Raw genomic sequence first — 19,693 nt, forward strand, 5'->3', positions numbered from 1 at the left:
TATTAAATCTACAACAATTTTTAACGGCCTCGCGCAAAAAATTTAAGAAGAAAACCTTAGTCGACCTAAGTCAGTCTTTAAAGGTTTTCTTCTTAAACCTATACCAAACTACGTGCAAAAATAAACAATACGCTGAGCTTTTATAAAAGCCAACCTTTGATTGGCCTTTTTGTCATGCCCATTTTTAAAGCTTTTGCTTAAATTAATCTCAATTACATAAAAACTCCTTGGAAATTAGCAAGGGCGGGCATCTGAATAATTTGCCCACCCCAACTATTGACATAGAACCCATAAAAATTAACAACAAAGACAGATTATAAAAAAGCTGCTCGTTTGTTAACGAGCAGCATTAATATGCTCTTCCCCAGTAAACCATATGTTTTGCTGGTTTTCCGCAGCAAACACATTTATCGCTTAAAGTTTCCTGATCAAATGGTATACATCTTGAAGTTGCACCTGTTTCTTCTTTTATCTTATCTTCACAAGCTCTATCTCCGCACCACATAGCCTTTATAAATCCTGGTTTATTTTCAACAATATACTTAAATTCCTCTAAATTTGTAGCTACATATGTACGTTCATCCCTATGTCTTCTTGCCATTTCAAGCATATTTGCATGAATATCATCTAATAATTTTAAAACTTCTTGTTCTAAGTTATCCATTGCAACAACTATCTTTTCCATAGTATCACGTCTTGCTAAAACTACTTGATTCTTTTCAATATCCTTTGGTCCTACTTCAAGTCTTAATGGAACACCCTTCATTTCATACTCTGCAAACTTCCATCCTGGCATCTTATCTGAATCATCTAGCTTAACTCTTACAACCTTTGATAATCTATTTTTCAATTCATTCGCCTTTTCTAAAACTCCTTCTTTATGTTGAGCTATTGGAACGATTATAACCTGAATTGGAGCTATCTTTGGAGGAAGTTTTAATCCGTTATTGTCGCCATGAACCATTATAACAGCACCTATAAGCCTTGTAGTAACCCCCCATGAAGTTTGATGCACATATTGAAGCTGTCCATTTTTGTCAAGATATCTAATATTAAATGCCTTTGCAAAATTATCTCCAAAATAATGGGAAGTTCCTGTTTGTAAAGCCTTTCCATCATGCATTAAGCTTTCTATTGTAAATGTAGCCTGTGCACCAGCAAATTTTTCTTTATCTGTCTTCCTTCCTTTAATAACTGGAATAGCCAATACCTCTTCGCAATGCTTAGCATAAATATTAAGCATTTGTATAGTTTCTGCCATTGCTTCTTCAGCTGTTGCATGAATAGTATGACCTTCCTGCCATAAAAACTCTGTCGTTCTTAAAAATGGCCTTGTAGTTTTTTCCCATCTTACTACTGAACACCATTGATTATATAATTTTGGAAGATCCTTATATGACTGAACTATTTTTGAAAAATGCTCACAGAATAAGGTTTCAGATGTTGGTCTTACACAAAGTCTTTCAGCAAGAGGCTCACTTCCCCCATGGGTAACCCAAGCAACCTCTGGAGCAAATCCTTCAACATGTTCTGCTTCTTTTTTAAGAAGGCTTTCTGGTATAAACAAAGGCATATAAACATTTTCATGGCCTGTTTCTTTAAATCTCGCATCTAAATCTTTTTGAATATTTTCCCATATAGCATATCCATAAGGCCTTAGTATCATACAACCCTTTACACTTGAATAATCTGCAAGCTCTGCTTTTTTTACAATATCGGTATACCATTTAGCAAAATCTTCATCCATAGAAGTTATTGCCTCAACTAACTTTTTTTCATTTTCTTTAGCCATTTTCACTCCTCCTTTTTTAAGTATTTAGCAAAAAACCTCGAATCCCTAGAAAGGGACCGAGGTTATAATCGGCGGTACCACCCTAATTAATATGCAAAACGCATATTCACTCAATTGGATAACGGACTTACCGCTGCAGCCTACTAAACTTCGGTGCAGAGCTCCGAGGCGGGTTCAAAATTAGTTCCTTAGGAATTTTCACCAACCATTCCCTCTCTGGAAAGGAACTAATTTTTACTATTCCTCATCATAGCCTTTGATATTAAATTCTCGTTATTATTTTATCACATTTTTTCATCTTTGCAATTATTTTTTACTTAAAGTTTTTAATTAAAACTTCTATTTTACTATTTACCTAAAAATAACAATGGCGGGCATTTAAATTACCCGCCCTAAAACTGGTCAAAATTCATATACTCATTGTACTTTCAAGTATTTTGAATATAACATATAAAATATACATAATTGTTAACCCTACTATTCCCCATAATATACCTAAAAGATAATTTATTTTTTCCTTAGGTTTTAGTGCATCTGCAATTTCTTTTAAATATTTACCAATTTCATCTCTGAAAATTTCTTTTAATTGTCTTTCCTCCAAAATTTCACCCCTATACATATATACGAAGATAAAAAATATAAAATAACTATTTTTTAAAACATTTTCTTTAAATAATCAATTAATCTTTCAAACATGTTTTTATTTTCTTTTGCAACATTTGTTTGTGGAACTTCTTTAACTTCATTGTATTTTATTTCTTCCGTCCTCATTATAAACTTCACGCTTCCCTCCATGTCCCTTGAAAGACCTGAGAAGGTTCCATAGTTTTTAGAAAGCCTTATAATCTCATCCTTCCTTTTTAATATTTCATTTATATCTCCAAACTTGCCGCTAACTTCTGAATCCATCTTGTATATTCCTTCTTCTTTGTATTTAGTAAAGTTTTTATCAAATTCTTCTAATCCATCAGAAAGTTTCTTAGCCCCTTGAGTTAATTTTAAGCTTCCATCTTTAGCTAAGTCTATCCCCTTTGAAAATTCATCATAAGCACTATATAGCTTATCAGAACCTTTACTTAATTGTTCTAAACCACCTTTAAGATTATTAGATCCTTCATAAAGAGCACTTACAGAAGGAACTATTTGCTTTAAACCACCAGCTAAATTTTCTGCTCCCTTTTGTAGCTTTTCAGCACCATCCTTTAGTCCTAAACTTCCCTTTTGCATCTCAATTGCATAACCCTTTAATGTATCTCCAGCTGATGAAAGTGCCTTAGCACCATATAAAACCTCTTTTTGTCCTTCATTTAAACCTTGAAGTACATTGCTTAAATTTTCTGCTCCAGTTTTTATGTCACAAATTCCCTTTTCAAGCTCATCAAGGGCTAAAATATAATCTTGTCCCGACTTTAACATAGATTGAAGATAATTTTTTTGTTCTTCTAATCCAGCATTTAACTGATCTGCTATACTTTGTGCCTCTGAAATATTTGATAATAAAGAAACTAAATTTTTTAAAGAATCTATACCCCTTATTAATAGTTCATAATAAGAATTTTCCTTTTCCTTTTCCTCCTTTAACTTCTTTATAGCTTCTAAGCTTTTTGTTGCACCTTCAACTATACTGTTTTCTCCATTTTTTATCTCTTCTGTTGTCTTAACTATGTTATATAGCCCACTTTCTAATGCTTTTGTATTTTCTGAAAGAGTGGATGCCCCCTCTGAAAATTCTACAGCACCATCCGCAAACTTCTTGGCATTATCAGCATATGACGTTGCTCCATTACAAAAAGCATTTAAGCCATCTTCTGCATTTCCCAAACCATCTTTTAATTTCCCTAGACCTTCACTTAATTTTACTGAACCTTCGTAAGCACCTTTAGCACCAACGGCTATCCTTTGAATTCCACCTTTAACATCCTTTGAAGCGGAAGAAAGCTTATCAAGGCCATCTGTTAATTTATTCATGTTATTGTAAAGTTCTTTAGAACCCTCTGAAAGCTTTTTTGAACCATCACTTAGCTTTTCTGTTGCTTCCTTTATCTTTTTAATTCCATCTATAAGTTCATTGATGTTATCGGCACCTTCTATTTTATCTATATTTATCATCTTAGGCGTTGCTGTAATCATTATTGGAGATAAATTAAACTTATTTGTATCTGCTTCAATAATTAATTTATCATCAATACCCAATAAATTGCTATTTAAATTTAAACTTTCTTTAAGTCCAGGAAAAGTTACAAAGGTTACTACTTGGTTATTACCATCTGAAAAAACTTCCCCTGAGGATACCTTTACATTTTTAAAATTATCAAGGGGTAAATTAACAACCGCAACCACTGTAAAAGGAGTAAACACCTTTTTATACTCTCCATCTATCTTAACTTCATGTTCATCGTTATTTTTAAAGCTTAATTCTATCCTTACTCTTCCATTTTTTCCTGCAAGATCTTTAGGCTCTATTTTTTGTCCATTTAAATAATAATTAATACTAACTTCTAATGGTAACTTCTTTTTAGTAGTTCCTTGGTAGAAAAGGTCATTGTTCTGTAAAGTCCAAATTAAATTTTCTCCTTCCTTTTTAGGTACTTCATCCCCTTTAACATTGACAACATTATCTAATATCGACCTATCCTTTATTTCAACATTTACATCATCTGAATGTATCCAGTCACTAACTATCACATCCTTGGTTTCACCCTTTGAAGATAGAACAACATAAACTGACTCATCTTTTTTAACTGCTGCATAACCTACATTAGCAAACACAACTATAAAAGCTAATACTGAAGCTAATAATTTTTTTAAGTCCTTCATTGTCATTCACTCTCCTTTGCAAGCGTAAGTTTCAATGATGGCTTTTTATTCCAGTTCTTGCTGGTAGCTGAAATAATTCCTTCACATATGATTAAAATAGAAGGAAGGATAAACACTATTACAACCATGCTAATTAGTGCTCCTCTTGCAAGCATTTTACAAAGAGTTTGAATCATATCCATCTTAGAAATTAAGCCAACCCCTATGGTTGCAGAGAAAAAGGATAAAGCACTTGTAAGAATAGACCTACCTGAAGATTGAACTGCAATCCTCATAGCATCAAACTTATCGCGACCTTCTCTAATTTCCTCTCTAAATCTTGTTGATAAAAGTATTGCATAGTCAACTGTAGCACCAAGCTGAATACATCCAATTACTATTGAAGCTATAAATGGTATTGTCTGCCCTGTAAAGAAAGGTATTGCCATGTTTATAAATATCGCAAGCTCTATGCAAAGAATCAATATTATTGGAAGAGATAAAGAAGTAAATACAGCTAAAATTATTACAAATATTGCAAGTATAGAAACCCAATTAGCCTTTTTAAAGTCCTTATCGGCTAGTTCTATAAGATCCTTTGTTAGAGGTCCTTCCCCTGCAACTAAACCTGCTTTGTCATAACTTTTTACTATTGAATTTATTCTATCTATTTGCAGGTTTTCTTCAGGGGATGCTGCCTTATATTTTGAAGTTACTATAATAAGCTTATACCCATTTTTTGAAGCAAAGCTTCTTATATCCTCCGGTAAAAATTTTTCAGGAATTCTATTACCCACAAACTTATCATAGGCTATTACCCTTTCAACTCCATCAACCATTTCAATTTCCTTTATCATATTCTTAACTTTATATGCAGGAATCTTATCTTTAATAAGAATCATGTGGGTTGTTGTCATGTTGTATTCATTTTTCAATTTATTAGTTGCAATTATTGATTTTAAGTCCTTAGGTAAAGATTCATCTAAATTATAATAAACATTTGTGCTAGCCTGGCCTATAAAAGCAGGGACAAATATTAATATAGCTATTGTTGCAAAGACCTTATAATATTTTGTTACTAAATTAGCAGTCCTATTAAATTCAGGGAGTAATACCTTATGTTGATATTTATGAATCTGCTTATCAAAAGTTAATATCATAGCAGGAAGAACCGTAACCGTAGTTAAAACCCCTATAAACACACCCTTTGCCATAACTATTCCCATATCTTTACCTATTCCTAGGCTCATAACAGTTAAAGCCACAAAACCTGCAATAGTTGTTAAGGAACTTCCTGTTATAGCCGAGAAGGTAGAAGCTATCGCTTCTGCCATAGCCTCTGATCTATCTTCAAATTCCTTTTTTTCCTCTTCATATCTATGAAGTAGGAATATTGAATAATCCATAGTAACTCCAAGCTGTAAAACTGCTGCTAATGCCTTTGTAATATATGATATTTGTCCAAGAAAAATGTTTGTTCCAAAATTATAAATAACAGCAAATCCTATACTCAAAACAAATATTATAGGTGTTACATATGATTCCATTGCAAGAGTTAAAACTAAAAGCGTAAGAATAACTGCTAAAAGAACATAAATAGGAGTTTCTTTATCTGCAAGGTCTTTAGTATCTTTAACTATAGCCGCCATACCTGCAAGGAAACAATTCTTGCCTGCTATCATCCTTATATTTTCTATTGCCTTCATGGTAGTTAAACTTGATGCTGATTCATTGAATTGAATAAAAAGCAAAGTTGAATTTTCTCTGTAAAAAACATCCTTAATATCTTTAGGCAAAAATTCTTTAGGAACCGATGAATCCAAGATATCACTTATCCATATAACCTTTTCTACACCCTTAACCTTTTCGATCTCGTTTTTTAATTTTAAAACATCTTTAGTTTGCATATTTTCAACTATGAGCATAGCTGTTGCTGCATTATTGAAATTTTTCTCAAGTATTTCTTGTCCCTTCATGGTATCTAAATTTTTGGGAAGATAGGTTAAAATATCATAATTTACCTTTGTATTTATAAAACCAATGAAAGAAGGAATTAAAAGAATTATAGCAATAATTAACGTAGAAGTACTATGTTTTGCAATCCAGCGTCCAAATTTTTTCAAGTTCATCATCTCCTTTATTTTGTTAATATTTTACGAACAGCATTAAAAAGGTATGGCTTCATATTATCTATATCTTCAGGTTCATTTAAAATTAGGCAACTATAAGTAACAGAACTTACAAGCTCCATAATCATAAAAATATTTCTTTCAATTTCATCCTCAGTAAAACCTTTATTTTTAAAGTTTTCTAGGATTATATTTTTTAAATTATTCATCTCTTCATATTCCTCTGGCCTTGCCAATGCCTTTCTAAAAAGTCCCCAAGATAGATTTTTATAAATAAGTTTTAAAAGCCTTTTATTATTCTTAAAATATTCGATGATGTAATCTATAAAGTTTATCATATTATCTATAAAATCATCCTGTTGTTTTTCCTTTGTTTTTTCCAATGCTTCTCTAATTACCATACAACTTTTTGAAAGTATAATCCTATCTAAAATGTCGTATTTATCTTTAAAATAAAGATAAAATGTTCCCTTTGCCACACCAGCATCCTTTACTATGTCATCTATTGCTGTTTCATTAAAGCCTTTATTTAAAAAAAGCTTAAAAGCTGACTCAAAAAGTTTTATCTGCTTTAGTTTTTTCTTACTTGAAATATCCTTTGTATTAACCATACAATACCTCCATTTGTTTTTTATTTATATTTTTCCAAAACAATTGACTATTAGTCATTACATCGACAATATTAATATACCTCTAAAATGACTAATAGTCAATTTTATTTTATTAAATTTTTATAAACTAACTGTTAACTTGTGGTATAATTAAATAAAAAGGGAAGGTGATATTATGTGCTACTTTATATTTGCAAGAACAAAAAATAAGCTACCTGATGAGGTTTTAAGACAAAACGAAGTGGATAATTTATATGTAACAGACATAACAGAGAAAGTTGAAATAGACGATGGTTTTTTATATCACATAAGCAATGGACATTGTGCCTGCGATATAGTTATTAGCTCCTTTAGCAGGATAGATAACGTAAAAAACATCCTACAAAATATAGAAAAAGATTTTAAATTTATAGTTGTAAACAGCGATGAAGAGGATGTTGAGGTCCTTCTTGGAAACAAACAAGATTTTGATGAATTTTTAAATAGCTTTCCCAAGAAAGAAATACCCCTTAATGAACTATTAGAAATTTATCCTAACTTTTTAGAGTTTGATACCCTTTATATTGTAAAACAAAAATAGGGCAACCTGCCCTATTTTATTATTTTAGCCCCTTCATAATCTATATTTACTTCCTTAACTATCCAGCTTCCTTCAAAATTATATATAGCCTTTTCTATTTTTGCTTTAAAATCCGTATTCTCCTTATCAACTATAGCCATAAGAGTAGATCCAGAACCGCTTATAAAAACTGCAAGGCTACCTAAATCTAAACATTTCTCTTTTATAGTATCAAAACCCTTTATAAGCTCCTTTCTATAATCCTCATGTATTTTATCTCTGCAGGCTATTTTTATATTATCATTTCCCTCAATAAAGGAAGTTATAAGAAGGGAAACCCTACCTATGTTAAAAACTGCATCCTTATAATCTATAACCTTTGGCAAAACCTTTCTTGCCTTTTCTGTTGAAACTGTAAATTGAGGAATTAAGGCATAAAACTTAAATCTATCTGAAACCTTGATTTTATTATAATAAACCCTATCCTTTTCATGAATTGCTGCCGTCATACCTCCAACCAAAGCAGGAATTACATTATCAGGATGTCCTTCTATTTGAGTTGCAATATTTAGAATTTCTTCCTTTGAATAAACACATCCCACAAGTTCATTGGCCACCAAAAGGCCTCCAATTATACAAGCAGCACTGCTTCCAAGCCCCCTTGATATAGGAATCTTACTATCCACTTTTATTTTAATTCCCCTCGGTGAATATGATGCACTTTCAAATATCCTTTTCATAGATTTATAAATTAAGTTATCCTCGCCTTTAAATTTATCGTCACATCCCTCTATAACTAGTCCTTTTTCTATTTCTTCGACTTCTATATAACAATAAAGATCCAATGCTATTCCTAAACAGTCAAACCCTGGCCCTATATTGGCAGTTGTAGCAGGAACCCTTACTTTAACCATATTAATCCCCCTTAAGTATATCCTTTATCACATCATAAATTTCCCCTTTATCAATAACCTTCTTATGCAAAACCCTTTTATTATTAAGCTCAACTATTTGCTTTGGGATAGATGTTTTTGTAAGCTTTGACAATTCATCAGCAAGCATAAATTCATCACCATAAGACTCTTTTAAAGTAATGGCTTTATAAACAGATGCTACAAATTTATATGGACTTGCAGTTGAAGCTATAATTGTCTTTGTATCGTCATCGGTATCCTTTAGATACTTTTTATAAACGTTTAATGCAACAGCAGTATGGGGATCAATAAGATACCCAAGATTTAAAAAGGCCCACCTTATTTCAGAACATGTCTCCTCATCGTCTGCAAAATTAGCATAAAAATCCTTTAAAGAATCCATATATTTTTCTGAAAGCTTAAAGCATCCAAATTCTTTCAAATCCCTCATTAGAGCTCTAATTATATCCTCATCCTCATCACAGACATCATATAAAAATCTTTCTAGATTGCTGGATACTAAAATGTCCATAGAAGGAGATATTGTTGTATAAAAATTTCTTCTAATATCATATACTCCACTCCTTAAAAAATCATAAAGAACATTATTTTTATTTGATGCACATATTAGTTTATTAACCTTAAGTCCCATCTTTTTTGCATAATAGGCAGCAAGTATGTTACCAAAGTTTCCTGTTGGAACAACTATATTTACATATTCCCCTTCAGATATTTCCCCCATTTTTAAAAGTTTTAAGTAGGCATAAAAATAATATACTATCTGTGGGAAAAGCCTTCCTATGTTTATTGAATTTGCAGAGGATAAAGCATAACCTCTTTTATCAATTTCTTCATTAAAGTAAACATCCGAAAAAATCTCCTTTACAGCCCTTTGGGCATCATCGAAATTGCCGTTTATTCCAAAAACAAAGGTATTTTCTCCCTCTTGAGTTGTCATCTGCAATCTTTGAATGTTGCTAACCCCTTTAGAAGGATAAAAAACTATTATCTTCATTCCCTCTATATCCCTAAAAGCCTCAAGGGCAGCCTTTCCTGTATCCCCAGATGTTGCTGTTAGAATTACTACCTCCTTTTTAATATTTTCTTTTAATTTTGCTTCTTTTAAAAGGTATGGAAATAATGATAGAGCCATATCCTTAAAGGCAAGGGTTGGTCCATGGAATAGTTCAAGAAAATAAAACTTATCCTTCTTTACTAAAGGAACTATTTCTTTTGTATCAAACTTATCATCATAGGCCTTAGTTATATAATTTAAAAGTGTGTTTTCATCAAAGTCATTAAAATAATTTTTAAGAATATAAAATGCAAGTTCGTTATAACTCTTATTCATAAGTTCTTTAAAATTCAATTCTACCTTTGGGAACTTAATAGGAACAAACAATCCTCCATCATCAGCTAATCCTTGAATTAAAGCTTTTGTAGACGTTAACCTTATATTTCCCCTCGTGCTTTTATACTCCATCATAACCCCCATTTTTATAATTTTCTTAAAATTATAACATAAAAATAAATATGTTCAATTACAAAACACGACCCAACTTATAAAATTTCTAACTTTATTTTACACTGCTTAATAACTTGTAAAACCTATCTATTACATATATCATATCGTTATCAAGTCTTTTATAAGCCTCCATCTTTAAATCTTCAGATATAGAACCGTAATATGCCTCTGCTATTCCTCCTGTTATACAAGCAATAGTATCGCTATCTCCTCCTATTGAAATTGCATTTCTTATAGCATCTTCAAAATCTTCAGATTCAAGAAATGCCCTTATAGCCTGAGGAACTGACCCTTGACAGCTAACATCAAACCTATACCATGTTCTAATGCTATCCAAAGGCTCATCTAAATAATAATTAAATCTTTTCTCTATCTCTTCTTTAATCTCTTTCTTTGTTGCACCTTTTCTTGCTAAAAATATAGCCAAAGCTGTAGCCTGAGCTCCTTTAATTCCTTCAGGATGGTTATGGGTAACTTTTGCACTTTCTTCAGCCATTTTTAAAACTTCTTCTTCAGTATTATAATAAAATCCTATCGGACTAACTCTCATAGCTGAACCATTTCCAAAACTGTTATAAGGTTCAAATCCATCTGATAATCCCCAGCTTATAAATCTTTCCCCATATCCTGCATCAGGATATCTTCTAAACCATTCCTTATATGCAACATTAAAAGGCTTATTACTTAGTAGTGCATCCATAGTCGCGATGGTAAGAACAGTATCATCAGTAAAACGAGAATATTGATTAAAAAGCTCAAAATCCTTTATCTTTCTATTTTGAAATTCAAATCTTGAGCCAACAATATCACCTATAATAGCACCAAGCATTAAAACCATCTCCTAAGTTTATTTTAACAATTAAATGTTTCTTTACTATAAAATTTTTAAGCTTATTTACTACTACTCTAGTTTTTTATAAATTGATCTAAATCAAGTTTTTAATAAAAATTATCTTTTCGTCTTTAATGTAAATTCTAAATCCATTTATCACAAAAGGCAGGCATATGAGTAAAATGCCCGCCTCGACTATTAACACTGAACCAAAAAGGATACTATCTTTTAATGTCAACTAATATTTGTTTTTTATTTATTCATTATTTTTTAAAAACTCTTTCCAATCCCCACTTGGAATATAAATGCTTGTTTTTTCATCAATTTTTTGCTTATAAATATAAACATCTATTAATTCTATTCTTCCACTATCATAAAACACTTTTCTTTTTTCTCTTAAATATGAAGGCCCTTGAGTGTTAAAAAAGTTCATTTCTAATAAATCTATTTCATCAATTACTACATCATTTCCTAATTCAAGTATTTCACCAACAATTTTATCTTCTCCATCAACCAAAGCAGGACAATTATAACTTTTAAGATGATATAACTTACCAAAAGTATATCCTTTACTTATACTAATAATCTTTCCTCTCAAGTATTTCTCAAAATTACTTAACCCACTCATTAACGTCCCATATACAAACAACTTTTTCACATTGTTGTTTTTTTTTCCTCTCTAACTATAACCTTTATTGCTGTTTCAATTGCTTTAACCATAGTCTCTATTGACATAGAAGGAGTATTAGGTTTATCTATAACCTGTTCAGGTAAATATGGTATATGAATAAAACCTGCTTTAATGTTTAATTTATTTTTCTTAATATAGTTTAAAATACCATACAACAAGTGATTGCACACATATGTGCCAGCAGAATTTGATATCGATGCAGGAATTTTTTCTTCCCTAATACCATTGACAATGGCTTTAATTGGCAATGTTGAAAAATAAGCAGGTTCACCTGATTCATCAATAGGAGTATCAATAGGTTGCTGACCCAAATTATCAGGTATCCTTGCATCATCAATGTTTATTGCAACTCTTTCAATTGTAATATCAAACCTACCACCTGCTTGTCCTATACTTAAAACTACATCTGGTTTTTCTTCCTTAATTTTTTCTATAGCCCTATCAACTGAAACGTAAAATGCAGTTGGCACCTGTAGTTTAATTATTTCAGCTCCTTCGATAACATCGTTTAATCGTGTTAATACTTCATAAGAAGGATTGATTTTTTCTCCACCAAATGGATCAAAAGCTGTAACTAATATCTTCATAAACTCCACTCCTTTTTGAATTTACTAAAATGCCCATGTATACATAAGAATTATATGAATAATAAGCATTACTATAGCTACAGGAACTTGATATTTTATTACACCATATTTTTTATCCTTTATCTCAAGAATAGCAGTAGGAACAATATTGAAATTTGCTGCCATTGGGGTCATTAATGTTCCACAATATCCTGCTGTTAAACCTAAAGCCGAGACTATAACTGGATTACCACCTTGAGCAATAACAAATGGAACTCCAATACCTGCAGTTATTACTGCAAACGCTGCAAAAGCATTACCCATAATCATAGTAAATAACGCCATACCAACGCAATATGCGATAACTCCTAACAATATGTTGCCTTGAGGTATAACGCTTTTTATTCCTGAAGATATTACATCTCCAACTCCGGCAGCAGCAAAAACTGCTCCCAATGCTGCAAGCAATTGTGGTAATAAGCTAACAGGTCCTACTAATTCCAATAATCTTCTTCCTTCATCTGCCATTTCGCTAACCCTACCATTGGTATAAATTATTGCAATTATTGCAGAAAGAATAGTTGCTATTCCAAGAGCTACTAAAGAACCTAATTGCTTAGTCCATATTTGAGCAATTATAAAAGTCAAAATTCCAAGAGATAGAGCTGGTATAAATATCTTATTCCCAATTTTTTCAGACATTGTTTTCTTAAATTCATTTGTTGATTCGTTATATTTCCCTATTTTAACCAATTTAAATGCAGATAAAATTGCTAATACAATTACCATATAGCCTACTATTACGTCTGGTATCATTATTTCCTTATTCCCCCATATCAATCCAAATCTACTAAAAGTAAATATAACGCCTAAAATTGTCCAAAAGATTGCAGTAGAAAATCTTGAGCTATGCGTATCATCTTTAAATGTCGCGTAAGCAGAATAAAAACAAACAATACCACACATTACATAAAGAAGCTCAGTAAGCGAAGTTTTAAGCATACCTTACCCTCCCCATCTTTTCAGAATTTAGTTAGTATCATTCTTAAAAAAATCTTTGCTTTTATTCAATTTTAGTAAATATTTCCTATCAAATTTTTTATCAAAGTATAAAAATTGAATTGTCCCAACAAGCATTATAATTAATGCTATAGGAATCGAAGCTTTTGCTACATCCAAAGCTTCTACTGTATAATTCAATTCCTTCATAACTCCAACAATTAGCAGTACCCCTCCTGCCGCAACAAAGCAATTTTGTCCAAAGAAATTACCATAATTTTCAGCTGCTGCTTGAAGGCCTTTAATTGCTTCTAAATCATCCTCTTCAATATTTCCATATCTATTTTTAGCAGCTCCTTCAGCCATAGGAAAAATTAAAGGTCTTATAAATTGTACATGACCACCTAACCTAAGACTAAACATTGCAGCTAAAGTCCTTAAAATTAAATATATTGATGTAAGTTTCCCGACCGTTGCAGATTTTATTTTACTTATTATAAATGCTGCTCTCTCTCTTAATCCATATCTTTCCAGCAATCCAATTACTGGTAAAGAAATTATAAAAAGAGACATATATCGGTTTTCAACAAATGCTTTACCTAAAGTTTCTACTACATTATTAAATGGGATGCCTGCCACCATACCCGTTACAATGCCTGCAAATACCACAATAGCTAAAATATCAAGTTTTAAAACAAAACCAACAATAATAATTAAAATACCTATTAATTTTATCATATTGACCCTCCTCAACATTTATTTTTAATACTATTTTATTTAACCTTCTTGTATAATATGTTTATGTTATATAAAACACATTATATTTAACTTTATCATTTATACACTTAATTTCAAAAATTTAATTTATTTGTATCAAGATTAAATCTCAACACATTTATTTAAACATCAATTATATAATCCTTTAAAATTAACAAGAGCAATCATTTTAATACTTTCCCACCCCAACTTTTGACATAAAGCCAAATAAAAAACCACTACGCAAAAAGCGTAGTGGTATCGATGCGAAAGTTGAGTAAGCCTGTAAGCCGAGTTCTGTTTTAGATGGTCATCTATCTAGGCCTACTGTTGCCAGCAGGCTCAAGCGACCTTACCCGGGAGCGCGCCGGGCCAGCGCATATGCTCCCCTATTTGGTCTTGCTCCAGGTGGGGTTTACAGAGCCACACTGTCGCCAGTGTGCTGGTGAGCTCTTACCTCACCTTTCCACCCTTACCAGGCAGCATAAGCTGCTCTCACCAATCCACTAGGATTGGATCTGGCGGTATATCTCTGTTGCACTTTCCTTGGAGTCGCCTCCACTGGGTATTACCCAGCACCCTGCCCTGTGGAGCTCGGACTTTCCTCTCCCGCATAAAGCGGCAGCGACCATCCGGCTTACTCAACTATATTTTCTTTTATATAATAATCAAGGCAAATAATATATTATCATGAAATAAAATTTTTGTCTACATATATTTTATAGAAAAACCAGAAATATTTTCTTATTCAAACAGTCTTAAATGGATTTTTATTTGTCTCTGTCAATACACACTCTACATCAAATTTATGTTTAACAAGTTCCATCAAGTAAGAAACAGCAATAAATTCACTACCAAAATGCCCTATATCTAATACTATTAAACCTTCCTCCTTAGCAAATAATGCTTCATGGTGTTTTAAATCCCCTGTTATTAAAACATCACATTTATTTTTTATTGCATCTTTAATAAAAGATGAACCACTTCCCCCTACAACTGCTACTTTTTTTATTTTTCTGTCAACTTCACCTACAACCCTTACATTAGTTATATTAAAATTTGTTTTTATAAACTCTATTAAGTCTTTCACTGTATATTCTTTTTTAAACTGACCAATCCTTCCTGTTCCCTCAATAATAGAATTTTTAAGAGAATAAATATCATAAGCTACCTCTTCATAGGGATGAACTTTTAACATAGCTGAAACTACTTTGCTTAAATCTTCCTCTTTAACTATTGTTTCTATTCTAACCTCATCAACAAATTCTAATTTATTTTTATGACCTATAAAAGGATTCGAACCTTCTAAAGGCATAAAAGTTCCTTGACCGTTTATATTAAAGGAACAATGACTGTAGTTTCCAATATGTCCTGCACCTTCGTTTAAAATAGCTTCTCTTACTGCTTGAGCATAATTTTTAGGAACATAGCAAACTAGCTTATAAAGTCTAATTTCTTTAGTTGGTGATAAAATACAAATATCTTCTAAATTTAACTTTTTTGAAATATAATCATTTAACCCATCACGTCCATTATCAAAATTAGTGTGGACTGCAAATATATTTAGATCGTTTTTTATTGCTTTATAAATGATTCTACCCAAATAATCATCCGTCGTTATTTTTTTAATAGGAGTAAAAATCAATGGATGATGGGATATAATCATATCACACCCCAAGCTTATAGCTTCATCAATAACAGAATTAGTTACATCAAGGGTAAATAAAATTTTTCTTACATCCTTATCCTTATCCCCAATCAAAAGTCCAACATTATCATAATCTTCAGCAAGCTTAGTTGGAAACTTTTTATGTAAATAATCCATTATATCTTTTACCTTTGTAACCATTCTCTCACTTCCTTAAATTCATTTAATAGATATGCTAACTCATTAAATCTTAGACTATCCTTTGGAACAGATTTTAAAATTTCTTCAAGGCCTTTAATTTTATAGTCTACATATTCTTTAACTAAAGGATGTCTTTTTTCTAATAATATTTTGCCAACATAATACAAAACTTCTTTACCATAAGCTTCTTCTTTTCCATTTATAACTTTAATTATATGATAAAACTTATTATCATCCTTTACAATATCTTCATCCACTATTTTAAAATTGTTGTTAACCAAAAATTTTCTTAAAAGCTCTGGATTTTGCATAGGCTGAAGTATTAAATATTTTGCTGTATTAGCAATATGTCTTCCTTCTTTTAAAATGTTTGCTATCAAATTTCCTCCCATACCAGCAATAACTATAACATCTGCTTCTCCTTCTTTTAATGGTAAAAGGCCATTGCCAATCCGTGTATCAACTTTGTTTATAACCCTATATTTTTTCAAATTTTTTATTGCTATATCAATAGGACCCTTTTTTACATCAGTTGCAATTCCTTTATTGCAAATACCTTTGGAAATGCAATGTATAAGAACATATCCGTGATCTGTCCCTATATCTGCTAAACATTCACATGGCGGAATCAAATCAACTATATGATTTAATCTTTCTGATAAAGTCATACTTCACCTCCACTTACCAAAAAACATTCTTAAATATAAAAAATACGGCTTACATAGTGTAAGCCTAGTCTAGATAATCCTTTAATTTCTTACTTCTACTTGGATGTCTAAGCTTTCTGAGAGCCTTTGCTTCAATTTGTCTAATTCTTTCTCTAGTAACTTTAAATTCTTTACCAACTTCCTCTAAAGTCCTTGCTCTACCATCATCAAGACCAAACCTTAGTCTTAATACTTTTTCCTCTCTTGGTGTTAAAGTATCTAAAACATCCATAAGCTGTTCTCTAAGCATTGTATAAGCAGCAGCTTCTGCTGGAGCTGGTGCATCTTCATCAGGTATAAAATCTCCAAGATGACTATCTTCTTCTTCACCTATAGGTGTTTCAAGAGATACAGGTTCTTGAGCTATCTTCATAATTTCTCTCACTTTATCAACATCCATATTTAACTCTTTCGCAACTTCTTCTGGTGTTGGAGCTCTTCCAAGTTCTTGAAGCAATTGTCTCTCTACTCTTATTAATTTATTAATAGTTTCAACCATATGCACAGGAATTCTTATAGTTCTTGCTTGATCCGCAATAGCTCTTGTTATTGCCTGCCTAATCCACCATGTAGCATATGTTGAAAATTTATATCCTTTTCTATAATCGAACTTTTCAACAGCTTTTAAAAGACCTAAATTACCTTCTTGGATTAAATCTAAAAATAACATACCTCTTCCAACATATCTTTTGGCAATAGAAACAACTAACCTTAAATTAGCTTCTGCAAGTTTTTTCTTAGCTTCTTGATCCCCTTGCTCAATTCGTTTTGCAAGTTCAATTTCTTCTTCAGCAGAAAGCAAAGGAACTTTTCCTATTTCCTTTAGATACATTCTAACTGGGTCATCAATACTAATTCCTTCTGGTAGAGAAAGTTCAAGATCTTCTTCTAATAGTTGATCAGGGTTAAAATCATCCATATCGTCAATAACTTCTATACCCATAGATTCAAGTATTTCATAAACTTTTTCAATTTGTTCGGGAGATAAATCTATATCTTCTAACGCATCCATAATTTCCTTATATGTTAAAACTCCATTTTTCTTACCTTTTTCAATAAGTTGTTTTACTATAGACATTTTTTTATTGTTAGCTTCATTTTTTTGATTTTCCTTTTCTTTTTTCATTTTCTCAACCTCCTTTCATACATTAAAGCAATGCCAATTGTCTTTTTAAATCTTCAAGATGCTTGGTTAAATAAATTATTTCAGAAAAATTATCAGTTTTTTCAAGCCTTTTAATTTGTAACTTAATATCTTCTATTTTTTTCTCAAGGTCATATTTTTTTATGGTCTTAATAAGTCCATTAATAAATTCAAAAGATACCTCTTCAATTTCTTCATCAACAAAAATTTTTGCTACATCCTGTATATCATTCTTTTCTTCAAATTTACTTAATATAGAATTTATCTCCCGTTCTCCTGAATAAATAAGTTGTGCAACTTTTTTATACGAAGGGGTTATAAACTCATCAGGGTTTATCTTTTGCATAATATATTGTTTAATATCTTCGTCTTTTAAACAAAACATCAACAACGTTCTTTCTGCCTTTTTATAACCAGGTTCAATGAAAATATTTCCACCAATTATATTATTTCTTTTATATTGGCTATTATTCCAATTATTATTCTTCATCTTTCTTGCTATATTTAACTGTTCTAATATTACATGAGGCGCAATACCAGTAAGTTCATACGCTTTAGCAGCATATGCTTGTACTTCAACTTCATCATTAAGTATTCTCAATATATCAACTACTTCTTTTATGAACATAACTCTATCCCTAGGGTTATCTAAATTTTTATTTGATTTAGCTGCCATTATTAAATGCTCAATTGCTGGAAGAGCATCTTGGATAAGTTTTTTAAACTCTTCAACACCATAATCATTTATAAATTCGTCTGGATCCTTCCCCTTAGGAATGTTAATTATTTTTATATCAAGCCCTTCTGAATGCAAAACCTCTATACCACGTAAAGTAGCAGCCTTGCCTGCAGCATCCGAATCATAACAAAGGTATACATTATTACAGTATCTTTTTATTAACTTTGCTTGTTCTTTTGTTAAAGCAGTACCAAGGGAAGCCACTGTATTAATTACACCATGTTGATGAAGTTTTATACAGTCCATATAACCTTCTACTATTATAAGATCATTAGGAACACCATTTTTAAGAACAAAATTTAATCCATAAAGATTAGTTCCCTTTTTAAAAACAGGAGTTTCAGGGGAATTTAAATATTTAGGTTTTGAATCATCTAAAACCCTACCACCAAACCCTATAACTCTTCCTTTATAATCAAATACAGGAAACATTATTCTATTTCTAAACCTATCATAATATCCTTTTCCACCCTTTAACACTAAACCTGCCTTTAGAAGCAAATCTTCATTATAACCTTTTTTCTTTAAATAATCAAGTAGACTCGTATAAGAATTTAAACTATACCCTAATCCAAATCTTTTTATAGTCTTTATATCTAATCCTCTATCTAAAAGATATTTGACTTTATCACCATTTTGTTGTAAATTTGAATAAAAATATCTAGCAGCTAAAATGTTAATCTCATATATCTTTTCAACCTCACTATTTTTATAAGAATTTGCATCCAGAGGAATATTTACTCTATCTGCTAAATATTTTATTGCATCAATAAATTCTAAATTTCTTATCCTCATTATAAAACCAACAACATTTCCTGCAGCACCACACCCAAAACAATGGAATAATTGTTTATCAGGAGAAACACTTAAAGAGGGTCCTTTATCATTATGAAAAGGACAAACCCCCATATAACCTTTACCAACTCTTTTTAAACTTACATATTCAGAAATTACCTCAACTATATCATTTTTTTGTATTATCATATCTATAACCTGTTCTGGTATCCTCATAAAAAACATCACCTGATATTTATTATACTTTTCTACATAAACATTCAAAAATCCTTCTTAAGCTATATTAATT

At 31.2% G+C, this 19,693-nt stretch carries 17 protein-coding genes, 1 other RNA gene and 1 other annotated feature; of the genes, 1 reads left to right on the top strand and 17 read right to left on the bottom strand.

Translation table 11 applies throughout. The features are described 5' to 3' along the window. Positions 1 to 349: 349 nt before the first annotated feature. The 5 genes from proS to C4R78_RS04250 form a co-directional block, all read right to left on the bottom strand. On the bottom strand, positions 350 to 1,792 hold the full coding sequence (gene proS / locus C4R78_RS04230; protein ID WP_103895856.1) for a proline--tRNA ligase: 1,443 nt from the start codon (positions 1,790 to 1,792) through the stop codon (positions 350 to 352). A 48-nt stretch (positions 1,793 to 1,840) separates the two neighbouring features. Continuing rightward, positions 1,841 to 2,052, bottom strand: a binding site (T-box leader). A 149-nt stretch (positions 2,053 to 2,201) separates the two neighbouring features. Next, positions 2,202 to 2,393 carry a hypothetical protein gene (locus C4R78_RS04235; RefSeq protein WP_103895857.1) on the bottom strand — a complete coding sequence of 64 codons (192 nt, stop codon included), beginning with the start codon at positions 2,391 to 2,393 and terminating at the stop codon, positions 2,202 to 2,204. Between the two features lie 53 nt (positions 2,394 to 2,446). After that, a complete protein-coding gene (locus C4R78_RS04240) occupies positions 2,447 to 4,609 on the bottom strand; it encodes a hypothetical protein (protein ID WP_159945802.1) in 2,163 nt (720 codons plus the stop codon). A gap of 2 nt (positions 4,610 to 4,611) precedes the next feature. After that, positions 4,612 to 6,717 (bottom strand): efflux RND transporter permease subunit, encoded by a 2,106-nt coding sequence (locus tag C4R78_RS04245; RefSeq protein WP_341456808.1) that lies wholly within the window; start codon positions 6,715 to 6,717, stop codon positions 4,612 to 4,614. Positions 6,718 to 6,725: 8 nt separating this feature from the next. Then, on the bottom strand, positions 6,726 to 7,328 hold the full coding sequence (locus C4R78_RS04250; protein WP_103895860.1) for a TetR/AcrR family transcriptional regulator: 603 nt from the start codon (positions 7,326 to 7,328) through the stop codon (positions 6,726 to 6,728). Positions 7,329 to 7,503: 175 nt separating this feature from the next. Between C4R78_RS04250 and C4R78_RS04255 the strand changes: the two genes are divergently transcribed. Next, entirely contained in the window at positions 7,504 to 7,908 is a 405-nt protein-coding gene (locus C4R78_RS04255) for a hypothetical protein (protein WP_103895861.1), read from the top strand. Between the two features lie 11 nt (positions 7,909 to 7,919). Here the strand turns inward: C4R78_RS04255 and thrB are convergent, their stop codons facing one another. The 12 genes from thrB to dnaG form a co-directional block, all read right to left on the bottom strand. Further along, a complete protein-coding gene (gene thrB, locus C4R78_RS04260; RefSeq protein ID WP_103895862.1) occupies positions 7,920 to 8,801 on the bottom strand; it encodes a homoserine kinase in 882 nt (293 codons plus the stop codon). Between the two features lies 1 nt (position 8,802). Beyond that, entirely contained in the window at positions 8,803 to 10,284 is a 1,482-nt protein-coding gene (gene thrC, locus C4R78_RS04265; RefSeq protein WP_103895863.1) for a threonine synthase, read from the bottom strand. Positions 10,285 to 10,378: 94 nt separating this feature from the next. Beyond that, positions 10,379 to 11,155: an ADP-ribosylglycohydrolase family protein gene (locus C4R78_RS04270; protein WP_103895864.1), complete on the bottom strand. Its 777-nt coding sequence runs from the start codon at positions 11,153 to 11,155 to the stop codon at positions 10,379 to 10,381. A gap of 259 nt (positions 11,156 to 11,414) precedes the next feature. Continuing rightward, positions 11,415 to 11,816, bottom strand: a complete 402-nt coding sequence (locus C4R78_RS04275) for a gamma-glutamylcyclotransferase family protein (RefSeq protein ID WP_159945804.1) — start codon at positions 11,814 to 11,816, stop codon at positions 11,415 to 11,417. Next, positions 11,813 to 12,436, bottom strand: coding sequence for a pyroglutamyl-peptidase I (gene pcp, locus C4R78_RS04280; protein ID WP_103895866.1), 624 nt, complete (start codon positions 12,434 to 12,436; stop codon positions 11,813 to 11,815). The genes C4R78_RS04275 and pcp overlap by 4 nt, the downstream gene beginning before the upstream one ends. A 24-nt stretch (positions 12,437 to 12,460) precedes the next feature. Continuing rightward, complete coding sequence (locus C4R78_RS04285) at positions 12,461 to 13,417, bottom strand: DUF979 domain-containing protein (RefSeq protein WP_103895867.1); 957 nt, start codon at positions 13,415 to 13,417, stop codon at positions 12,461 to 12,463. Between the two features lie 27 nt (positions 13,418 to 13,444). Beyond that, entirely contained in the window at positions 13,445 to 14,152 is a 708-nt protein-coding gene (locus C4R78_RS04290) for a DUF969 domain-containing protein (protein ID WP_103895868.1), read from the bottom strand. A gap of 288 nt (positions 14,153 to 14,440) precedes the next feature. Next, positions 14,441 to 14,814, bottom strand: an RNA gene (gene rnpB / locus C4R78_RS04295) — RNase P RNA component class A. A 104-nt stretch (positions 14,815 to 14,918) separates the two neighbouring features. Continuing rightward, on the bottom strand, positions 14,919 to 16,019 hold the full coding sequence (locus C4R78_RS04300) for a Nif3-like dinuclear metal center hexameric protein (RefSeq protein ID WP_103895869.1): 1,101 nt from the start codon (positions 16,017 to 16,019) through the stop codon (positions 14,919 to 14,921). After that, positions 16,004 to 16,687 (bottom strand): tRNA (adenine(22)-N(1))-methyltransferase, encoded by a 684-nt coding sequence (locus C4R78_RS04305; protein WP_103895870.1) that lies wholly within the window; start codon positions 16,685 to 16,687, stop codon positions 16,004 to 16,006. Before C4R78_RS04305 ends, C4R78_RS04300 begins: the two co-directional genes overlap by 16 nt. Positions 16,688 to 16,751: 64 nt before the next feature. Continuing rightward, complete coding sequence (gene rpoD, locus C4R78_RS04310) at positions 16,752 to 17,852, bottom strand: RNA polymerase sigma factor RpoD (protein WP_103895871.1); 1,101 nt, start codon at positions 17,850 to 17,852, stop codon at positions 16,752 to 16,754. Between the two features lie 22 nt (positions 17,853 to 17,874). Further along, a complete protein-coding gene (gene dnaG, locus C4R78_RS04315) occupies positions 17,875 to 19,629 on the bottom strand; it encodes a DNA primase (protein ID WP_423236634.1) in 1,755 nt (584 codons plus the stop codon). Between the last annotated feature and the right edge of the window lie 64 nt (positions 19,630 to 19,693).

Source organism: Caloramator fervidus, from assembly GCF_900108045.1.
GTDB lineage: Bacteria > Bacillota > Clostridia > Clostridiales > Caloramatoraceae > Caloramator > Caloramator fervidus.

What these genes read in the sequence shown, in the direction of transcription:
- proS (WP_103895856.1), bottom strand. Translation starts at nt 1,792, where the DNA reads ATGGCTAAAGAAAATGAAAAAAAGTTAGTTGAGGCAATAACTTCTATG.
- C4R78_RS04240 (WP_159945802.1), bottom strand. Translation starts at nt 4,609, where the DNA reads ATGAAGGACTTAAAAAAATTATTAGCTTCAGTATTAGCTTTTATAGTT.
- C4R78_RS04245 (WP_341456808.1), bottom strand. Translation starts at nt 6,717, where the DNA reads ATGAACTTGAAAAAATTTGGACGCTGGATTGCAAAACATAGTACTTCT.
- C4R78_RS04250 (WP_103895860.1), bottom strand. Translation starts at nt 7,328, where the DNA reads ATGGTTAATACAAAGGATATTTCAAGTAAGAAAAAACTAAAGCAGATA.
- C4R78_RS04255 (WP_103895861.1), top strand. Translation starts at nt 7,504, where the DNA reads ATGTGCTACTTTATATTTGCAAGAACAAAAAATAAGCTACCTGATGAG.
- thrB (WP_103895862.1), bottom strand. Translation starts at nt 8,801, where the DNA reads ATGGTTAAAGTAAGGGTTCCTGCTACAACTGCCAATATAGGGCCAGGG.
- thrC (WP_103895863.1), bottom strand. Translation starts at nt 10,284, where the DNA reads ATGGAGTATAAAAGCACGAGGGGAAATATAAGGTTAACGTCTACAAAA.
- C4R78_RS04270 (WP_103895864.1), bottom strand. Translation starts at nt 11,155, where the DNA reads ATGCTTGGTGCTATTATAGGTGATATTGTTGGCTCAAGATTTGAATTT.
- pcp (WP_103895866.1), bottom strand. Translation starts at nt 12,436, where the DNA reads ATGAAGATATTAGTTACAGCTTTTGATCCATTTGGTGGAGAAAAAATC.
- C4R78_RS04285 (WP_103895867.1), bottom strand. Translation starts at nt 13,417, where the DNA reads ATGCTTAAAACTTCGCTTACTGAGCTTCTTTATGTAATGTGTGGTATT.
- C4R78_RS04290 (WP_103895868.1), bottom strand. Translation starts at nt 14,152, where the DNA reads ATGATAAAATTAATAGGTATTTTAATTATTATTGTTGGTTTTGTTTTA.
- C4R78_RS04300 (WP_103895869.1), bottom strand. Translation starts at nt 16,019, where the DNA reads ATGGTTACAAAGGTAAAAGATATAATGGATTATTTACATAAAAAGTTT.
- C4R78_RS04305 (WP_103895870.1), bottom strand. Translation starts at nt 16,687, where the DNA reads ATGACTTTATCAGAAAGATTAAATCATATAGTTGATTTGATTCCGCCA.
- rpoD (WP_103895871.1), bottom strand. Translation starts at nt 17,852, where the DNA reads ATGAAAAAAGAAAAGGAAAATCAAAAAAATGAAGCTAACAATAAAAAA.
- dnaG (WP_423236634.1), bottom strand. Translation starts at nt 19,629, where the DNA reads ATGTTTTTTATGAGGATACCAGAACAGGTTATAGATATGATAATACAA.